Below are 18109 nucleotides of genomic sequence, written 5' to 3'. Positions count from 1 at the left end.
TCACACCGCCTCGATCAGCATGGCCCCACCTAGCCCGCCACCGATGCACTCGGTCGCAACACCGCGACGCGTTCCCAGCCGCTTCATCGCGTTGACGAGATGCAGCACGATGCGGTTGCCGGAGGTGCCGACGGGATGGCCGAGCGAGATCGCGCCGCCATCGACGTTGAGCTTGCCACGATCGATCTCACCGGCCGCGCCGTCGAGACCGAGGATCTCGCGGCAGAATTTGTCGTCGTTCCAGGCGGCGAGGCAGCCGAGCACTTGCGTGGCAAAGGCCTCGTTCAGCTCCCAGGTCTCGACGTCGTGAAGGGTCAGGCCGTTGCGCCGGAGCAGCGGCGTTGCCGACATCACCGGGCCGAGTCCCATAATGCCGGGATCGAGCGCGGCCCAGTTGCTGTCGACGATCGCGGCTTTCGGCGTCAGCTTGTGCTTTGCGACCGCGGCGTCGGAGGCGAGGATCACCCAGGAGGCGCCATCGGTGATCTGCGAGGAATTGCCGGCGGTGACCTGGCCCCAGGGGCGCTCGAACACCGGCTTCAGCTTTGCCAGCGTCTCGGCCGTGGAGTCCGGGCGCACGCCGTCGTCGTGATCAAAGAATTTTCCGTCGCGCGCGAACACGGTCTCGACCTCGCCCTTGAGGAAGCCCGCGCCTTGCGCATGCGCCAGCCTGCGGTGGCTTTCGGCGGCATAGGCATCGGACTGTGCGCGGGTGATGCCGAAGAGATGGCCGACGACCTCGGCAGTCTGGCCCATGTTCAGATCGGTGATCGGATCGGTCAGCCCGCGTTCGAGGCCGATGATCGGCTTGAGATAGCGCGGCCGCAGCTTGAACGCGGCAGCGAGCTTCGCGGCCATGCCCTTGGCCGTGGCGAGGCCGGCGAACCAGCGCACGCCCGAATTGGGCCAGACCAGCGGCGCGTGGCTCAGCGCCTCGGTGCCTCCAGCGAGGACCATGTCGGCATGGCCCTCGCGGATGTAGCGATAGGCGGTGTCGATCGACTGCATGCCGGAGCCGCAATTGATCTGCACGGTGAAGGCGACCATGTCCTCGCCCATGCCGAGGCGGAGCGTGGCGACACGGGCCGGGTTCATCTCATCGGCGATCACATTGACGCAGCCGAGGATGACCTGGTCGAAATCAGTTGGAGAGAACGGCTGGCGCGCCAGCAGCGGCCGGCCGCATTGCACGGCGAGATCGACCGGCGTGAACGGCCCCGGCCCCGAGCGCGCCTTCAGGAACGGCGTGCGACTGCCGTCGACGATGAAAACCGGTCGTGCCATCAGCTCGCCGCCCTCTGTTCACCGAGTTCCTGGAAGAACTGATGCACGTCGCCGGCTTTCCTGTAAATCGGCGACAGGGCCTCCGGGGCGAAATCGTCGACCTCGATCACTTCGTTGACGGCTTTGCGGGCGGCAGAGATTTGCTCGCCCTCGGCCTGCGTGATCACGCCTTTGGCGACAGCTTCCTCCCAGTTGCGAACATGCGCCGCGCGCATGCGCTTGGCGATGGCGTCCGTGCCAGCGACCAACTTGAAGGCGCGCTCCAGCCGGGCAAAGCCGCCGTCGTCATCGACATGGGCCAAATCGGGCGTCAACCGCTCACGCGCCGCCGAGGGCTCCAGCACGATGCCGGCGCATTGGTGCACGACGCGGTCGGAGGGGCCGAGGACGCGGGCGCCGAACGGCTGGACCACGAGCTTGAGGAAGGCGGCGACGAAGCGGTTCGGTAGATTGGCGAGGATCTCGGCGAACCGGTTCTCGATGGTCTTGAAGCCCGTCGCCATGCACCATTCCAGCGCGGCAAAGTCCTCCTTCTGCCGGCCCTCGTCCTGCCAGCGCTTCAGCGCAGCCGAGAGCAGATAAAGTTCAGACAGGATGTCGCCAAAGCGCGCCGACAGCATCTCCTTGCGCTTGAGCGCGCCGCCGAGCGTCAGCAGCGCCATGTCGGCGCAGAGCGCGAAGGCGGCGGAATAGCGCGAGAGCTGGCGATAGAATGGGGTGGCATCGCCAGCATCGGGCGCCAGCGCGAACGCGCCAAAGGTCCAGCTCCGGCCGAACGCGCGGAACAGGGTCCGGAAGCTGTGGCCGACATGCTTCCAGAACGCTTTGTCGAACGCGGTGAGCCCGCGGTCGCGATCGGTGTCGGCGAGCGCATTCATTTCGTCGAGCAGATAGGGATGCGCACGGATGGCGCCCTGGCCGAACACGATGAGGTTGCGGGTCAGGATGTTGGCGCCTTCCACCGTGATGCCGACCGGCACGGCGCGGTGCAGATTGCCGAGATAGTTTTGCGGGCCGTCGATCACGGCCTTGCCGCCATGGATGTCCATGGCATCGTCGATCGCGGTCCGCATCCGCTCGGTCGCATGCAGCTTCATGATGCCGGAGATGACGGCGGGATGAACGCCGGCATTGAGCGCCGCGCAGGTCAGCCGACGTGCTGCATCGAGCTGATAGGCTGTCGCGACGATGCGCGCGAGCGGCTCCTCGACGCCTTCGAACTTAGAGATGGAGATGCCGAACTGCTCGCGGATGCGGGCATAGGCGCCGGTGGTGCGCGCCGCATAGGCGGCACCCGCAGCAGAGAGCGACGGCAGCGAGATGCCGCGGCCGGCGGCCAGCGCCGTCATCAGCATCTTCCAGCCCTGCCCCAGCCGCTCCTTGCCGCCGATGACGTAGTCGAGCGGAATGAAGACGTCGCGCCCTCGGTTCGGGCCGTTCTGGAACACCTGCATCGACGGCAGATGGCGCTGGCCGATCTCGACGCCGGGCAAATTGGTCGGGATCAGGGCCACAGTGATGCCGAGCTCTTCCTGATCACCGACGAGATGATCGGGATCAGAGGCCTTGAAGGCGAGACCCAGGAGCGTCGCGACCGGGCCGAGCGTGATGTAACGCTTGTGCCAGTTGAGCCTGAGGCCGAGGACTTCGCGGCCCTCGAACTCGCCCTTGCAGATGATGCCGGTGTCGATCATCGAGGCCGCGTCAGAGCCGGCTTCGGGGCTGGTGAGGCCGAAGCAGGGAATGTCACGGCCGTCGGCGAGCCGCGGTAGCCAGCGCGCCTGCTGCTCCTTCGTGCCGAAGCGCATCAGCAGTTCGCCGGGCCCGAGCGAGTTCGGCACCATCACCGTGACCGCCGCCGCGATCGAGCGCGTCGAGATCTTGCGCACGACTTCCGAATGCGCATAGGGCGAGAAACCGAGGCCGCCGAATTCCTTCGGGATGATCATGCCGAAGAATTTCTCGCGCTTGACGAAGTGCCAGACGTCCGGCGGCAGGTCGCGCCATTCCCAGAAGATCTTCCACTCGTCGAGCATGGCGCAGAGCTCGTCGACTGGGCCGTTCAGGAAGGCCTGCTCCTCGCTGGTCAGCGTCGCCTGCGGGATCTTCAGAAGCTTCGACCAGTCAGGGTTGCCGGTGAAGAGGTCGGCGTCCCACCAGACGTCGCCCGCCTCCAGCGCCTCGCGTTCGGTGTCGGACATCGCCGGCAGCACGCCGCGTGCCCAGGAGAAGATCGGCTTTGTCAGGGTGTCGCGGCGGAAGCTCATGGCTGACCTCGTGCATCGGCGCGGTTGTCGGGCATTTTAGCGGAAACTGGCGCGCGGAGGCGAACACTTCGCCTGCAAAATTGACGCGGCCGGGCGGCCCCCGGACCATAACGGCCAGGGTGCGCGGGCAGTTCCGGGAGGGGAGCAGGCGAGATCTCTCCACGTCATTCCGGAGTACGCGAAGCGCGAGCCCCGGAATGACGGCGGCGAGAGCGAAGCGGCGGCCTTAATCCGGCCGCACCATCTCGAACATGTTTTCCGGCTTGATCTCGAAATAATCGCCGCGGCGGCCGGCGCGGACGATCGGGTGGGCGGCGGCGGTCTGGTAGACGCCATCCTTGATCATGGCCTTGTCGATGTGGACGGCGACCACCTCGCCCAGCGTCAGCCAGGCGTCGGCTTCCTTGCCGTCTGCGCCCTTGAGACGGACGATGTCGGACACCTTGCACTCGAAGGCGACCGGGCTCTCGGCCACGCGCGGCACGTTGACGAGCCTGCCGGGCACCGCGGTGAGGCCCGCGACCTCGAACTCATCGACCTCGGGAGCGACATGCGCGGCGGTCGCGTTCATGTGCTTGGCGAGCTCCATCGTGGCGAGATTCCAGACGAACTCACCGGTCTGCTGGATGTTCTCCACCGTGTCCTTCCAGTTGGTGGAAGAGAAGCCGATGATCGGCGGCACGTAGCAGAACGCATTGAAGAAGCTGTAGGGCGCCAGATTGACGTGGCCCCTGGTGTCGCGAGAGGAGATCCAGCCGATCGGACGCGGCGCGATGATGGCATTGAAGGGATCGTGCTTGAGGCCGTGGCCCTTGGAGGGCTCGTAGAAATAGAGGTCTTTTTCGGTCACGCGCTGCTTCCTTTTCGTCATTGCGAGCGCAGCGAAGCAATCCAGAATCCCTCGGCGGAGACGGTCTGGTTTGCTTCGCTGCGCTCGCGATGACGGAGTTTGTTGATCCGCTACTGCCCGTCATTTCGCCCTTCGAGGGCGTGCCGGACATCTTATACGGGGAAACCGGCCGTCCGTCAGTGGCGCGGCGACAGACCCGCGATGACGAAATCGATCATCTGGTTGATGTTGGGGCCCGGCTTGGTGGCACACTGGGCGATCATCTGGGGGTGGAAGAACCGCATCATCGCGGTGCACGAGCAGAGCGCAGCCAGTTCCAGGTCCGGCGCCTCGAATTCCCCGGAGGCCACGCCTTGCGCGATCACCTGGCCGATCATTCTGGCAATGCATTCCATGTGGCTGACGCAGACGTCCCAGTCCTCCTCCATGGCGATCTCGACCATCTCATGCAGCTTGTTGTCGCCGACATAGCGCTCGGTGTTCATGCGATGGATGGTGGTCAGCAGCTCGCGGAAGCGCTCCAGTACCGGACCGGGACGCGCCACGATCCGTTGCACCTCGAGCTCGACCTCGCCCATCAAGCCCTGCGCCACCGCCTGATGGATCGCTTTCTTCGATTCGAAGAAGCGATACACGTTGGCGGGGCTCATCCTGAGCTCCTTGGCGATGTCGCCCACCGTGGTCTTCTGGTAGCCGATCTGGCGGAACAGCCGCTCCGCCACCTCGAGAATACGATCCCGGGTGTCGCTTTCGATATGTTCCGAAATTAGGGCCATCTGTCAGGACTCGTCTGTCAGTACTTCATCTCACTTATTCAGCCGCTTCAGCAAGCGGAATAGCATGCGGGTCATTGCTCCCATGCTGCGGCGCGGCAGGCTGCTCGGGGGTACCCGCCTCGTCCAGGCTCTTCCTGAACCAAAGTGCATAGAGGCCCGGCAGGTACAGCAGCGTCAGGAACGTCGCGACGAACAGGCCGCCCATGATGGTGATCGCCATCGGGCCCCAGAACGCCGAGCGCGACAGCGGGATCATGGCGAGGATCGCGGCGAGCGCCGTCAGCACCACCGGGCGGGCGCGGCGGACGGTGGCCTCCACGATCGCCTCGCGCCGGGTCATGCCTTGGGAGACGTCGGTCTCGATCTGGTCGACCAGGATGACCGTGTTGCGCATGATCATGCCGGCGAGCGCGATCAGGCCGAGCAGCGCCACGAAGCCGAACGGGGCGTTGGCGACGTTGAGGCCGAAGGAGGCGCCGACGATGCCGAGCGGTGCGGTCAGGAACACCAGGATCAGGCGCGAGAAGCTCTGAAGCTGGATCATCAGCAGCGTCAGCATCACCATGACCATCAGCGGGAAGAGGACGAAGATCGAGGCGTTGCCCTTGGCCGATTCCTCGAACGCGCCGCCCGGCTCGATGCGGTAGGCCGGCTCGAGGTGGTCCATGATCGGCTTCAGCTTCGGCGTGATCTGGCCCGTGACGTCGGGCGCCTGCACGCCGTCGACGACGTCGGAGCGCACGGTGATCGCCATGTCGCGGTTACGCCGCCACATGATCGGCTCCTCGTGGGCATATTCGATCTTGGCGATCTGCTGCAGCGGCACGGCAACGCCGTTGCGCGAGGTGATGGTGAGATCGCCGACGCCGCCGAGGTCGAGACGCTCGGACGGGACCGCGCGGGCGACCACGGCCACCTTCTCGATGCCGTCGCGGATGGTCGTGACCTGCGCGCCCGAGATCAGCATCGCGAGCGCCTGTGAGACGTCCTGCGGGGTCAGGCCCATGGCGCGGGCGCGGTCCTGGTCGACGACGAGCTTGAGGTAGGGCGACTGCTCGTTCCAGTCGAGCTGGACGTCCTGGACGTTCTTGTTCTGCCGCATGACGTCGCGGACCTGATAAGCGATCTCGCGCACCTTGTTGGCGTCGGGGCCGATCACGCGGAACTGGACGGGGAAACCAACGGGCGGACCGAAATTGAAGCGGTCGACGCGCACGCGCGCCTGGGACAGGAAGCCCTCGGCCGCCGCGCTCTCGATCTTGGCCTTGATCCGCTCGCGCGCCTCCACGCCCTTGGCGACGATGACGATCTCGGCAAAGGCCTCGTTCGGCAGCTGGGGATTGAGGCCGAGCCAGAAGCGTGGCGAGCCCTGGCCGACATAGGAGGTATAGGTCGCGATGTCCTTGTCGTCCTTGAGCAGCGTCTCGGCCTGCTTCACCGCCTTTTCCGTGACGTTGAACGCGGTGCCTTCGGGCAGGCGCAGCTGGAGGAACAGCTCGGGCCGCTCCGACAGCGGGAAGAACTGCTGCTGGACCTGACCGAAGCCGACGACCGAGGCGATGAAGACGCCGACGGTCGCAACCACCACGGTGATGCGGTGGTTGACGCACCATTGCACGATGGCGCGCAAGCCGCGGTACATGCGGGTCTCATAGACCGCGTGCGGATCGTGATTGTGGTGCGCCTTCATCTCCGGCAGAAGCTTGACGCCGATATAGGGTGTGAAGATCACCGCCACGAACCAGGAGGCGACCAGCGCGATCGCCACGATCCAGAAGATGCTGCCGGCATATTCGCCGACCGCGGAATTGGCAAAGCCGATGGGGAGGAAGCCAGCGGCCGTGACCAGCGTTCCCGTGAGCATCGGAAACGCAGTAGATTCCCAGGCAAAGGATGCCGCGCGCATGCGGTCCCAGCCCTGCTCCATCTTCACCACCATCATCTCGACCGCGATGATGGCGTCGTCGACGAGCAGGCCGAGTGCGATGATCAGCGCACCCAGCGTGATGCGGTGCAGGTCGAGCGACATCATGTTCATGACGATGAAGACGATGCCGAGCACCAGGGGCACCGACAGCGCGACCACGATGCCGGTGCGCCAGCCGAGTGCCAGGAACGAGACGAACAGCACGATGACGAGCGCTTCCATGAAGGAATGCACGAACTCGCCGACGGCATGCTCGACGACCTTGGGCTGGTCGGCGATCAGCTTGACATCGATCCCCTGCGGGACCGCCTTCATGAAGTCGGCCGTCGCCTTCTCGACCTCCTTGCCGAGGTCGAGGATGTTGGCGCCCTTGGCGGTGACGACACCAATGCCGATCGCGGCCTTGCCTTCCTGGCGGACGACGAAGGTCGGCGGATCGACATAGCCATGGGTGACGGTGGCGATGTCGCCGAGGCGGAACACGCGGCCGTTGCTCTCGACCGGGGTCTCGGCGACGGCCTTGGTGCCGTCGAGCGCACCGGTGACGCGCAGCGGCACGCGCTGCGCGGAGGTCTCGACCGTGCCGGCCGGCGTCACGTTGTTCTGCTTGGCGAGCGAATCGAACAGCGCCTGCGGCGTGATGCCGAGGGTCGCGAGCTTGGCGTGGCTGAACTCGACGAAGATGCGCTCGTCCTGATTGCCGTAGACGTCGACCTTGGTCACACCAGGCACCTTCAGCAGGCGCTGGCGAAAGCCTTCGGAGATCTTCTTGAGCTGGGCGTAGTCGGCGCCGTCGCCGGTCATCATGTAGAGGATGGAATCGACGTCGGAGAACTCGTCGTTGACGACGGGGCCGAGGATGCCGGACGGCAGCTGGCCCTGGACGTCGACCAGCTTCTTGCGCAGCAGATAGAAGAGATAGGGCACGTCCTTCGGCGGGGTGCTGTCGCGAAAGGTCACCTGGAGCGCGGTGAAGCCGGGCTTGGAATAGGTCTGCACCTTCTCGAAATAGGGCAGCTCCTGGATCTTCTTCTCGATGGGATCGGCGACCTGGGTCTGGATCTCCTGCGCGGTCGCGCCCGGCCACAGCACGGAGACGTTGACCACCTTCACCGTGAAGAACGGATCCTCGGCCCGGCCGAGCTTCTCATAGGAGAAGTAGCCGGCGACGCCGAGCATGACCATAAGGAAGAGAACCAGCGTCGGGTGGCTGACGGCCCAGGCCGAAAGGTTGAAGCGCTTCATCGCTCTCTCCGAAAGGACGTTCCAATTGCCTAAAAAGGACAGCCGCTCTGTTCAAACCATCATCGCGAGGCAGCGAAGCAATCCAGGGGGCTGGGCAGATTCTGGATCGCTTCGCCGCTTCAGCCTCTGCTTAGGGACAAAGGCCGAAACTCTCCTCACACGACGTAACTCGTAAGAAACTTAGAAGGACAGTGACGAAACGATCCGCACCCGCTGGCCCGGATCGAGCTTCTGCACGCCGAGGGCAACGATCTTGGCGCCCTCTTCCACACCGCCGGTGATGACGACGTCGCCGCTCTCGTAGGACTTCACCGTCACCGGTTTCAGCGTGAGCGCACCGTTGTCGTCGACGACGTAGAAGGACGGCTTGCCGCCTTCGTTGAACAGCGCCGACAGCGGCAGCCGCGCCACGCGCTCGGTCGCGGCGTCCGACAGCGTCAGGGTCGCCGTCATGCCGAGCGAGACCTTGTCGTCGGCCTCGGGCAGCGAGAATTTCGCCAGATAGGTGCGCGTGGCCGGATCGGCCGTCGGCGCGATCTCGCGCAGCTTGGCCGTGTACTTCTTGCCCGGCTCGGACCAAAGAGTGACGCTGGCGACGCCCGACTTGGCGCGTCCAACCAGCGTCTCGGGGATCGCGACGACCGCTTCCTTTTCGGCAAAGCGGGCGACGCGGATCGAAGCCTGGCCCGCGGCGACCACCTGGCCGGGCTCGATCAGCGTTGCGGTGACGACGCCACGGGCGTCGGCGTTGAGCGTCGCGTAGGAAAGGGAATTCTTGCTCAGCTCGAGCGCGCGCTCAGCGCGGTTCAGGCGCGCGCGGGCTTCGTCCGCGGCGGCGCGGCTCGAATCCATCTGCGCGTCCGTGGTCCAGCCCTTGGCCTTCAGGTCCTTGGCGCGCTGCTCGGCGGCGGCGGCCTGGGCCAACACGCCGGTTGCCGCGGTCTGCTCGGCCAGCGCCTGCTCAGCCTGGAGCTTCAGATCGATCTCGTCGAGGGTGGCCAGCGGCTGGCCGATCTCGACGGTCTGGCCGACTTCCACAAGGCGTTTTGCAACTTTGCCGGCGACGCGAAAGCCGAGGTCGCTCTCGATCCGCGGCCTGACGGTACCGACGAAGCTGCGCTCCGGGGTCTCTGCATCATAATGAGCGGTCGCGACCAGAACCGGCCGCGGCGGCTCGGCCTTCTCGGCGACGGTGTCATTACACCCGGCCAGCGAAGCCGCCATCAAAGCCAGCGACACGCCAGCCAACAGCCTGGAATAGCTCGACAAAACAGACCGGACGAACATCGAAGGACACTCCTGCATCTCGAATGAGAGGAATGTCGACTAATCACTGATAAAAGTCAATATTCGTCAGTCATCAGAAATACGTGATCGTTAAGAGGCGGTGTGGGGGTCGAGAAGCACCTACAGGTGTCATTGTAGGGTAGGCAAAGCGAAGCTGGCCCGAGCGCCGGTCACGCCCGGGACATGCAGTGGGCACGGCGCGTTGAGTGCGCCTTTGCCTGCCTACATCCCCTCACCGCCCCTGCCCGGCAAACTCGTGCTTGGTGTCATGGCCGCCCAAGAACACCAGAATGCCGGCGAGCAGCGGCAGCACGGCGAGCACCAGCAGACCGGTCGAGGTCTGGCCGGTGGCTTCCTTGACCCAGCCGATCAGGTACGGTCCGCCGAAGCCGGCGAGATTGCCTATCGAGTTGATCAGAGCGATGGCGCCGGCGGCCGCCGTGCCGGAGAGCCAGGCGGTCGGCAGGGTCCAGAACACACCGAAGCAGCAGAACACGCCGATCGCCGCAACCGTCAGCACCAGCATCGTCAGGGTAGGGTCGGTGAGATAGGAGGAGACGGCGAGCGCGACGGCGGTGAGCAGCAAGGGCGCTCCGACATGCATCACGCGCTCGCGCGTGGCATCGGAGTGCCGCGCCCACAGGACCATGGCGATGGTGCCGAACAGATACGGGATCGCGGTGACGAACCCGGTCTGCGCATTGGTCAGCCCGAACGCCTTGACGATCTGCGGCAGCCAGAACTGCATGCCGTAGAGCGCGCCGACGAAGCCGAAATAGATCAGGCTGAGCGCGATCACCTTGGGCGAGGACAGCGCTTCGCCGAGCGAGACATGCTTCACCGCCTGCTTGGCCGCGATCTCCGAATCGAGCCTCGCCTTGAGCCAGGCCTTCTGCTCGCCAGACAGCCAATCCGCCTTCTCCGGCTTGTCGGTGAGGTAAAACCAGGTGACGATGCCGAGCAGCACGGACGGGATGCCCTCGATGATGAACAACCACTGCCACCCCTTCAGGCCCATCATGCCGTCGAGCCCGAGCAGCAGGCCCGAGACCGGCGCGCCGATCACGGTCGAGACCGGCACGGCGATCGCGAAGGCCGCCAGGAACCGGGCGCGGTATTCGGCCGGATACCAGTAGGTGAGATAGAGGATGATGCCGGGGAAGAAGCCGGCCTCGGCGACGCCGAGCAGGAAGCGCAGGACGTAGAAGCTCGTCACGCCGCTGACGAGCGCCATCAGGGCGGAGATGATGCCCCAGGTCACCATGATGCGGGCGATCCAGCGGCTGGCGCCGAACTTCTCCAGCGCCAGATTGCTCGGCACCTCGAAGATGAAATAGCCGATGAAGAAAATGCCGGCGCCCCAGGAGAAGATCAGCGGCGTGAACTTCAGGTCCGCATTCATGGTCAGCGCTGCGAAGCCGAGATTGACGCGGTCGAGATAGGAGAAGAAGTAGGCCAGCACCAGGAACGGAATCAGGCGCCAGGAGATGGCGCGAATCGTGGACGTCTCGATGTCGCTCTTGTTGACGTTGCTGGCACCGCCGGCGGAATAGGTGGTGGTCTGGCTCATGGTTTCCCCGGGTTGTTGCTCTTTTAGGGCTGGTGGCGGTTTTGAGCATCGCGGGCGAAGAGTCAATGGAGCGAGCAATGCACGAGACGCAGCCGGATAAACCTGTTGCGCTGTTACGGACATCGCTGATCCGCGCCACCCTTGCCGTCGCGGTGATCGTATGCGGGCTGTCCCTGCGCTGGTACGGCTTTCCGCTCGGCCTGCCTGCATTCGTCGTGAAGTATGGCGGCTCGCTGTTGTGGGCCACGATGGTGTTTCTGCTGGCCGGGGTCTTGCTGCCGCGGCTGTCGCGCAGCCAACTCGCAGCCATCGCGGCGGTGATTGCGATCGTGGTCGAATTCTCCCGGCTGATTCATACACCATGGCTCGATGCGTTTCGGCTCACCACCGCCGGCGCGCTGCTGCTCGGGCGCATCTTCTCGCTGTGGAATCTGGCGGCTTACGCGGTCGGGATTGCGTTCGGCGTTTGGATCGATCGGGTGACCACAATGCGCGGTCTCGTAGGGTGGGCAAAGGTGCCTTAGCGCTTTGGCCACCCTACGAGACCGATGCCCGAGCTACTCCGCCAGTTGAAACCGCTCGAAGCGATCGAGTTCGTTCTCGATCACGTGCTTGAGCTCCTTGCGCCCTGCAGTCTTCTTCCCCTGCCCGACCCAGGTCCATTTCTGCATCAAGAGCTTTCTGGCCTGTCGGTCCGTCTTCAGGTCGAGCGCGGCGACGATCTCGTCGCCGACCAGCACCGGCAGCGCAAAATAGCCGAGCTTGCGTTTGGCCTTCGGCACATAGGCCTCGAACAGATGGTTGTAACCGAAGATGAGATTGGTGCGCTTGCGCTGGATGATCAGGGGATCGAACGGCGAGAGAATGTGGACGAGATCAGGCGAGATCGCCGTACCGTTCGCCTCGAGCGCGGCCGGCGCCGCCCAATGCTCCTGCTTGCCGGCGCCCTCGATCGCGACAGGCACCAACTCACCGCGGCGGACACGCGCGGTGATCAGGCTTGCGACCGCCTTCTTGCGCGGCGCATCGAGATGACAGATCGAATCGAGGCTCACCACGCCTTGCGACCGCAATGCGCGGTCGAGCACATAGGCCGTGATCTCCCTTGCCGAGGCGGGCCTCGGCGGCTTGTCCCATCCGAAATGTCGCGTCGTCAGCTCGTAGGTCTTGAGCATGCCCCGCCGCTCGCTGATGGTCACGGCACCGGTATAGAAGGCGAGTTGCAATGCCCGCTTCGAGGGCTTGCGGCTCTGCCACAGATGCTCCTTCTCGGTGAGCACGTCGTCCTCGATGTCGCGGATCGTCAGCGGGCCGGCCCGCACCAGGCGCATCACCTTGCGCGTGTCGGCCGGCTTCACCGAGGCGAACCATCTGTGTCCCTCCCGGCGGTGTTCGCGCATCGCCGGCAGAAAGAAGCGGAAGTCTTCAGCCGGAACGTAAGAGAGCGCGTGCGTCCAGTATTCGAACACGCGTTTGTCGACACTCTGGGCGTGGCGCAGATCGGCGCGGCGGTAGGACGGGATACGGCTGAACAGGATATGGTGATGGCAGCGCTCGATGACGTTGATGGTGTCGATCTGCACATAGCCGAGATGAGCTACCGCGTCCGCGACAGCCTGCGCTCCCACGCCGAACGGCGCGCGCTCGTCCAGCCGCTGGGCATGCAGCCAGATCTGCCGGGCCTGTGTCGTGGTGAGGGGAAGCGGTTTGGGCGCGCGTGACATTGCAGAACGCAATGTAGCGGGATTCGTTGGGGCAAACAAAAGGTGCAAAAGAAAACCGCGCTGCCATCTGCTGACAGCGCGGTCGTCGACGCTCGAACTATTTCGCGCTCATCTTCTGCGCCTTCATGTAGTGCTTGCAGGCGCCTTTCGCATTGCCTTTGCTCAGCTCGGTGTTGGCCGCAGCCATTTCCTTGGCCGTCGCTTGTTTGGCGGGCGAATCCACAGTTCCCATCCCCGTTATCGACTTGCCGAGCGCCTCGCCGGTGCAGGGCTGCATCTTCGCCGCAGAAGCCGGCGAGGCAGCGAACGCGGCAAGCAGAACGGCCGAAAGCAAGATCTTCATCGAATGTCTCCTCCGTAGAACAAAACCGGCGCCATGCCGGCCAACACGACAGCCATTCTTCAGCGACAAGTTTTCAGGGAGAAGACATTTTCGTTGCTGCACTGCAGTGCCAGCCCACGATTAGCGTGCGGCTTTTGGGCGCTCCCCGACGCTGCCCGTGGCAACATCCGGCTCACACACGGCCCTGCCGCGCCCCTCCGCCTGGCAGCGATAGACGTTGCCGGTGAGGCGGTCGACCAGCCAGATGTTTTCCTCGGTCGGTCCCTCCAGGCCGACATAACGGGAGGTCATTCCCGTGATCAGCGTGGACAGCAGGATCGCCACCGCAATCATGGCTGCGCCGATATAGATGGGCATCGCGTTCAGGTGCACTGTCCGGTCCGGCGGGCCGCCTCGATAGAACTGGTTGTAGTCGGTCGGCCTCGGCACTGGATGGAACTCAGCTCCCCGCTTGCGGACGAATTGTTGAATGATTGAAGCGTGCTAGGCGGGCATCTGGACGAATTCTTGTTCGCACGCGGACCTCGTGGCGACGCCTTTGCGACGATCGGTGCACGCGGGTTTGCCGGAACCCAGGGAGCCGGTTCGAAGCAGCGATCGCGGCAGATCAGGGTGACCTCGGCTCGCCAACCTTGGATGTGACCAAGATCACATCAAGCTCTTTGAACCTGCCCTAGGCTCGCAGCATCAAATCGCCATCAGGCGTAACAACGAGGATATGACAATGATCCGTTTTGATAAATTCTTTGGACTGAAGACGATGACTCTCACCGCCGCGCTGTCGATGACGGCGGGCCTGGCCATTGCCGGCGACAACAACGTCTCGACCGACAAGATCCTGGATGCCCTGAAGCCGAAGCCGGCAACCCGCGGCCTGTCCGTCGGTCCGCAGGTCGACACGACCGTGCAGGCCAAGGAAGCGACCTTCCTGAATACCGTACGCAACCGCTCGACCCGGTCGCTCTCGACCGGCGAGCGCGAGCAGATCGCTGAGCTCGCGGCGACCAAGCCGAAGATCGACCTGGAGATCCAGTTCGACTACAACTCGGCCGACATTGCCAAGACCTCGATGGCCTCGGTGCAGGCGCTCGGCAAGGCCCTGTCCGATCCGGCGCTGAAGGGCTCGACTTTCGTGGTCGCCGGCCATACCGACGCGACCGGCGGCGAAGAGTACAATCAAGGACTCTCCGAGCGGCGCGCCGACACCATCAAGAAGTATTTGGTGCAGAACTACGGCCTGAACGGCACCGATCTCGTCACCGTCGGCTACGGCGAGACCAAGCTGAAGGACGCCGCCAACGTCGCTGGCCCGGCCAACCGCCGCGTCCAGGTCGTGAACATGGACACCAAGACCGCGTCGAAATAAGTTCCAGGCATTGAGCAACCGCGCCGCCTGCCGCCTTGGCAGGCGGCGTTGTCATATCCAGCTCTGGAACAGCATCAGCCGGCCGAAGGCCCGCATGGAGATGCCCACAAAGGCCGCGGAAACCGGCAGCATGACCGCAAAGCCGGCCGCGGCGACGCCGACATAGGCCCACAGAATCCAACGCGGCAGCCCCTCCCGGCGCAGCACATAGACCAGCGCGAGCGACGCCGCGGTCGCGGCCGGCAGGTAGTAGTAGATGAAGCCGAGCGTGCGCGGCAGCAACGCCCAGGCCAGCCACGGCCCGAAATAGAACGCTGCGATCAGGAAGGCATCCCAGCGCCGCGCCACGACGAAGTCGCGCAGCACCACAGCGAGCGCGATCAGCGCCGGCCACAACACCAGCGGATTGCCGAGAAAGACAATCGCGGAGACGTCGTCCTCCGGGCTCTTGTCGAACAGGAACCAGACGGGACGGGCGAGCAGCGGCCAGGACGGCCACGAACTCATATAGGTGTGGCCGGCAATCGCGGTCGTCGTGTTGTCGGCGAAGATCCGGCGCTGGGCCTCGATCAGGTCCGGCAGCGACAGGCCGTAGAGCGGAACGAAAGCGGCGAGGTAAGCCACGCCCGGCAGGACGGCGAAGAACAGCGCGGCATGATGCAGCCTGAAGCCGGGCCAGATGTCCGGCCGATACCAGTCGTCCGGCTTCGCGTCGGCGAACAGCGTGCGCCAGCCCTGCATCAGACGGATCACCGCAACGATGACGACGCAGACGCCGAGCGGAAAAAGTCCGCTCCATTTGCAGGCTGCGGCGAGACCGAACAAGCCGCCGGCGAGCGCGAACAGCGCCTGCGGCCGCTGTCGTCGAAAACCATGCATGAAGGCTGCGGTCGCAAGCAGACTGAGGCCGAGCGCAAAGACATCGAGCATGGCGATGCGCGCCTGCACATACAGCATCTGGTTCAATCCGGCGATCAGCGCCGCCGCGATGGCGGGCCCTTGCGCGGAGAACAGCGCGAGGCCGCACAGATAGATCGCGACGATCGCCAATGCGCCGAACAATGTCGCGGGATAGCGCCAGCCGAGCGCGTTGTCGCCGAAGGCCGCGATCGAGGCCGCGATCAGCTCCTTGCCCAGCGGCGGATGCATCGGATTCAGCATCGGTTGCGACATCGCCGGTGCCAGCATCTGCCGCGCCGCCGGCACGTAGTGCACCTCGTCGAAGACGAACTTCTCCGGCGCCGCCAGGCCGATCAGCAGCGCGAGATGGGCAATCAGGAAAATCGCGACAGCAATGACTGCGCTCCGCGACACCTTTGGAACTGCGGACGTTTCGATCGGCTGCTGTGGGGATGTTTTACGTGGCAAATTTGCGTCACCGCGGACAAAAAAAGAGAGCGCGATTTTCATTGAACGCATTCTGCCGCAACTGTCACTAAGCATAACGCACGTCCCGCGCCGCTTGTGATAATTCCGCCACATCGCAAGCATGCGCGATCCGGTACGATCAGGGACACATCGATCGGTTGCGAAATGAATTTGCGTTTCTTGTTTTTCCCCACCCTGTTGTCAGTCGCACTATGTGCGTCGCCCAGCGCGCTGGCACAGACGCGCGTCGGCGAAGCCGTCGTGATCCAGAACGAAGTGGTGCGCGTGGCCGCGACCACGACGCCGATCAGCGTCGGCGACAGCATGCTGCGCGACGAGACCGTGCGCACCGGCGCCGACAGTGCGGCGCGCTTCGTGATGGCCGACAGCACCAACCTGTCGCTCGGCCCCAGCGCCACGCTCAAGCTCGACCGCACCGTCTTCAACGGCGAGCACAGCTATCGCGACGTCGCGATCCGCATGACCACCGGTGCTTTCCGTTTCGTCACCGGACACTCCGACAAGGCCGCCTACAAGATCACGACGCCGCTTGCGACCATCGGCGTGCGCGGCACCACGCTCGACATCCTCTCGCAGCGCGGGCGCTCCGTCGTCGTGCTTCAGGACGGCGCGGCCAGCGTCTGCACGAAGAGCTCCCAGTGCGTGCAACTCACTCAGCCTGGCGACACCGCGATCATCACCTCGACCGGGGGCAAGGTGAGCATCACCAAGGCGAATACGCCGCCCTGGACGTTCGCCGCCAACTGCGCGGCGAGCGCCGGATTGTGCGCGGTCAACCAGTACGCCGGCGCCTCGCCGACCATCACGCCCGCCGTCCAGGACGACGGCATGCTGTGCGGGCGCTGACGATGGCAAAATTCAACGTCAGGCGCCTCATCCTTGCCGCTGCGCTGACCGCAACTGCGGCGTTTGCGTTTGTCCCACTCAATGCCAGCCCGGCGGCTGCGCAGGCGGCGGAGTGCGAATCCGGGTGCGGTGAACCGAATCCCAATCCGTCCCCGACCTATTCTCCCTCGCCGTATCCGTCACCCACGCCTACGCCCTCCCCGTCGCCGAGCCCGTATCCGTCGCCATCGCCGAGTCCGTACCCCTCGCCAAGCCCGACGCCGACCGGCGCCGGTTCCAGCGGCAATTCGCTCGGTGGCCTCGCGGGCCAGCGCTTCAACCAGATGATCACCAACCGGGTGCTCGGCACGGTGCTGCTCGGCGTCAACGAGCAGATCAATTGCGGCGACTGCGTCAGCGCGTTCGGCTCGGCCGGCTCGTTCTCCGCCGGCATCCACGGCCGCAAGGCGCTGACCAACAATCTTTCGCTGCTCGCCGGCATCGCCTATACGCACTACGATGGGCGCGGCTACGAGATCACCAGCGCACCGATCGGCGCTTTCGCGCTGCGCTACGACTTCACCGATTGGGGCTCCTCGCGCCCGTTCTTCGACATCGGCACGATCCTGACACCGTGGGAGAAGGCGCGCTACACGCGCAGCTACGACACCAGTCTCGGCCCGGTGAGCGTGACCAGTTCGACCAACGCCTCGAACTACGCCGTCTACGGTCGCGCCGGCTGGATAAGTCGCATCTCGCCACGCGACGAGGTCGCGGCGTCGATCGAGGTCTGGCAACTCTGGCAACGCGTGTCGGGCTACAGCGACAGCACCGTGGCCTTCAATCCATTCGATGCCAGCATCGCGACCGGCACCGACCGCACCAGCCTCGTCAAGATCGGCGGCCAGTGGACACACCTCTTCGGCAGCAACATCGAGACCAACATCAATGGCGGCTGGGTGCAGTCGTTTGCGAGTCACAGCGGCATCGTCGCGACCGTGACCGGCACCGGGACGGTGGTGCCGACCATGGGCAACCAGGGCTGGTTCGAATATGGCGGCCGCCTCGGCTTCCGCGTGCAGAAGGGCTGGATCGTCGATCTCTTTGCCAACGGCACGCTCGGTCCGCAGCCGGTCGGCAATACCATCCACGGCGGCGTGGGGCTGCGGATCAACTATTAGGACGTCGTCGTCCCGGACAAGCGGAGCTCCCGACAACGCGTAGCGCTGTCTCGAGCCTGGCGCCGATCCGGGACG

The 18109-nt window shown here is 64.8% G+C and carries 15 protein-coding genes; 4 read left to right on the top strand and 11 right to left on the bottom strand.

The features are described from left to right. The 7 genes from RX330_RS09065 to RX330_RS09035 form a co-directional block, all read right to left on the bottom strand. Nucleotides 1–1284, bottom strand: coding sequence for an acetyl-CoA C-acetyltransferase (locus RX330_RS09065; RefSeq protein ID WP_317242775.1), 1284 nt, complete (start codon nt 1282–1284; stop codon nt 1–3). Further along, nucleotides 1284–3551 (bottom strand): acyl-CoA dehydrogenase, encoded by a 2268-nt coding sequence (locus RX330_RS09060; RefSeq protein ID WP_317242774.1) that lies wholly within the window; start codon nt 3549–3551, stop codon nt 1284–1286. Before RX330_RS09060 ends, RX330_RS09065 begins: the two co-directional genes overlap by 1 nt. 226 nt (nt 3552–3777) lie before the next feature. Continuing rightward, nucleotides 3778–4401, bottom strand: a complete 624-nt coding sequence (locus RX330_RS09055; RefSeq protein WP_317242773.1) for a flavin reductase family protein — start codon at nt 4399–4401, stop codon at nt 3778–3780. Between the two features lie 176 nt (nt 4402–4577). Beyond that, nucleotides 4578–5177 carry a TetR/AcrR family transcriptional regulator gene (locus RX330_RS09050; protein ID WP_317242772.1) on the bottom strand — a complete coding sequence of 200 codons (600 nt, stop codon included), beginning with the start codon at nt 5175–5177 and terminating at the stop codon, nt 4578–4580. Between the two features lie 34 nt (nt 5178–5211). Further along, nucleotides 5212–8349: an efflux RND transporter permease subunit gene (locus tag RX330_RS09045; RefSeq protein ID WP_317242771.1), complete on the bottom strand. Its 3138-nt coding sequence runs from the start codon at nt 8347–8349 to the stop codon at nt 5212–5214. Between the two features lie 180 nt (nt 8350–8529). Next, nucleotides 8530–9636, bottom strand: coding sequence for an efflux RND transporter periplasmic adaptor subunit (locus tag RX330_RS09040; protein ID WP_212092124.1), 1107 nt, complete (start codon nt 9634–9636; stop codon nt 8530–8532). Between the two features lie 232 nt (nt 9637–9868). After that, complete coding sequence (locus tag RX330_RS09035) at nt 9869–11206, bottom strand: MFS transporter (RefSeq protein ID WP_317242770.1); 1338 nt, start codon at nt 11204–11206, stop codon at nt 9869–9871. 77 nt (nt 11207–11283) lie between these two features. On the opposite strand from RX330_RS09035, the gene RX330_RS09030 reads away from it, so the two are divergent. After that, nucleotides 11284–11730 carry a DUF2809 domain-containing protein gene (locus RX330_RS09030; RefSeq protein ID WP_212092122.1) on the top strand — a complete coding sequence of 149 codons (447 nt, stop codon included), beginning with the start codon at nt 11284–11286 and terminating at the stop codon, nt 11728–11730. Between the two features lie 33 nt (nt 11731–11763). On the opposite strand, the gene RX330_RS09025 is transcribed toward RX330_RS09030, so the two are convergent. The 3 genes from RX330_RS09025 to RX330_RS09015 form a co-directional block, all read right to left on the bottom strand. Next, nucleotides 11764–12930 (bottom strand): winged helix-turn-helix domain-containing protein, encoded by a 1167-nt coding sequence (locus tag RX330_RS09025; protein ID WP_212092121.1) that lies wholly within the window; start codon nt 12928–12930, stop codon nt 11764–11766. Nucleotides 12931–13027: 97 nt separating this feature from the next. Further along, on the bottom strand, nt 13028–13273 hold the full coding sequence (locus tag RX330_RS09020) for a hypothetical protein (protein ID WP_212092120.1): 246 nt from the start codon (nt 13271–13273) through the stop codon (nt 13028–13030). Between the two features lie 120 nt (nt 13274–13393). Continuing rightward, nucleotides 13394–13630: a hypothetical protein gene (locus RX330_RS09015; RefSeq protein WP_212092140.1), complete on the bottom strand. Its 237-nt coding sequence runs from the start codon at nt 13628–13630 to the stop codon at nt 13394–13396. Nucleotides 13631–13997: 367 nt separating this feature from the next. Between RX330_RS09015 and RX330_RS09010 the strand changes: the two genes are divergently transcribed. Then, nucleotides 13998–14639: an OmpA family protein gene (locus RX330_RS09010; RefSeq protein ID WP_317242769.1), complete on the top strand. Its 642-nt coding sequence runs from the start codon at nt 13998–14000 to the stop codon at nt 14637–14639. 51 nt (nt 14640–14690) lie between these two features. On the opposite strand, the gene RX330_RS09005 is transcribed toward RX330_RS09010, so the two are convergent. Then, complete coding sequence (locus RX330_RS09005; protein ID WP_317243863.1) at nt 14691–16121, bottom strand: phospholipid carrier-dependent glycosyltransferase; 1431 nt, start codon at nt 16119–16121, stop codon at nt 14691–14693. A gap of 51 nt (nt 16122–16172) precedes the next feature. On the opposite strand from RX330_RS09005, the gene RX330_RS09000 reads away from it, so the two are divergent. Next, nucleotides 16173–16874, top strand: a complete 702-nt coding sequence (locus tag RX330_RS09000; protein ID WP_317242768.1) for a FecR family protein — start codon at nt 16173–16175, stop codon at nt 16872–16874. Between the two features lie 2 nt (nt 16875–16876). Beyond that, entirely contained in the window at nt 16877–18034 is a 1158-nt protein-coding gene (locus tag RX330_RS08995) for a hypothetical protein (protein WP_317242767.1), read from the top strand. The last annotated feature ends 75 nt before the right edge of the window (nt 18035–18109 follow it).

The sequence above is a fragment of the Bradyrhizobium sp. NDS-1 genome, assembly GCF_032918005.1.
GTDB lineage: Bacteria > Pseudomonadota > Alphaproteobacteria > Rhizobiales > Xanthobacteraceae > Bradyrhizobium > Bradyrhizobium tunisiense.
The sequence above is the reverse complement of the archived record's forward strand: the minus strand, read 5'-3'. Positions and strand labels throughout refer to the sequence as shown.

Bases quoted from the DNA above. Each gene is read 5' to 3' on its own strand.
- RX330_RS09065 (WP_317242775.1), bottom strand. From the start codon at position 1,284: ATGGCACGACCGGTTTTCATCGTCGACGGCAGTCGCACGCCGTTCCTG.
- RX330_RS09060 (WP_317242774.1), bottom strand. From the start codon at position 3,551: ATGAGCTTCCGCCGCGACACCCTGACAAAGCCGATCTTCTCCTGGGCA.
- RX330_RS09050 (WP_317242772.1), bottom strand. From the start codon at position 5,177: ATGGCCCTAATTTCGGAACATATCGAAAGCGACACCCGGGATCGTATT.
- RX330_RS09045 (WP_317242771.1), bottom strand. From the start codon at position 8,349: ATGAAGCGCTTCAACCTTTCGGCCTGGGCCGTCAGCCACCCGACGCTG.
- RX330_RS09040 (WP_212092124.1), bottom strand. From the start codon at position 9,636: ATGTTCGTCCGGTCTGTTTTGTCGAGCTATTCCAGGCTGTTGGCTGGC.
- RX330_RS09035 (WP_317242770.1), bottom strand. From the start codon at position 11,206: ATGAGCCAGACCACCACCTATTCCGCCGGCGGTGCCAGCAACGTCAAC.
- RX330_RS09030 (WP_212092122.1), top strand. From the start codon at position 11,284: ATGCACGAGACGCAGCCGGATAAACCTGTTGCGCTGTTACGGACATCG.
- RX330_RS09025 (WP_212092121.1), bottom strand. From the start codon at position 12,930: ATGTCACGCGCGCCCAAACCGCTTCCCCTCACCACGACACAGGCCCGG.
- RX330_RS09020 (WP_212092120.1), bottom strand. From the start codon at position 13,273: ATGAAGATCTTGCTTTCGGCCGTTCTGCTTGCCGCGTTCGCTGCCTCG.
- RX330_RS09015 (WP_212092140.1), bottom strand. From the start codon at position 13,630: ATGCCCATCTATATCGGCGCAGCCATGATTGCGGTGGCGATCCTGCTG.
- RX330_RS09010 (WP_317242769.1), top strand. From the start codon at position 13,998: ATGATCCGTTTTGATAAATTCTTTGGACTGAAGACGATGACTCTCACC.
- RX330_RS09005 (WP_317243863.1), bottom strand. From the start codon at position 16,121: ATGTGGCGGAATTATCACAAGCGGCGCGGGACGTGCGTTATGCTTAGT.
- RX330_RS09000 (WP_317242768.1), top strand. From the start codon at position 16,173: ATGAATTTGCGTTTCTTGTTTTTCCCCACCCTGTTGTCAGTCGCACTA.
- RX330_RS08995 (WP_317242767.1), top strand. From the start codon at position 16,877: ATGGCAAAATTCAACGTCAGGCGCCTCATCCTTGCCGCTGCGCTGACC.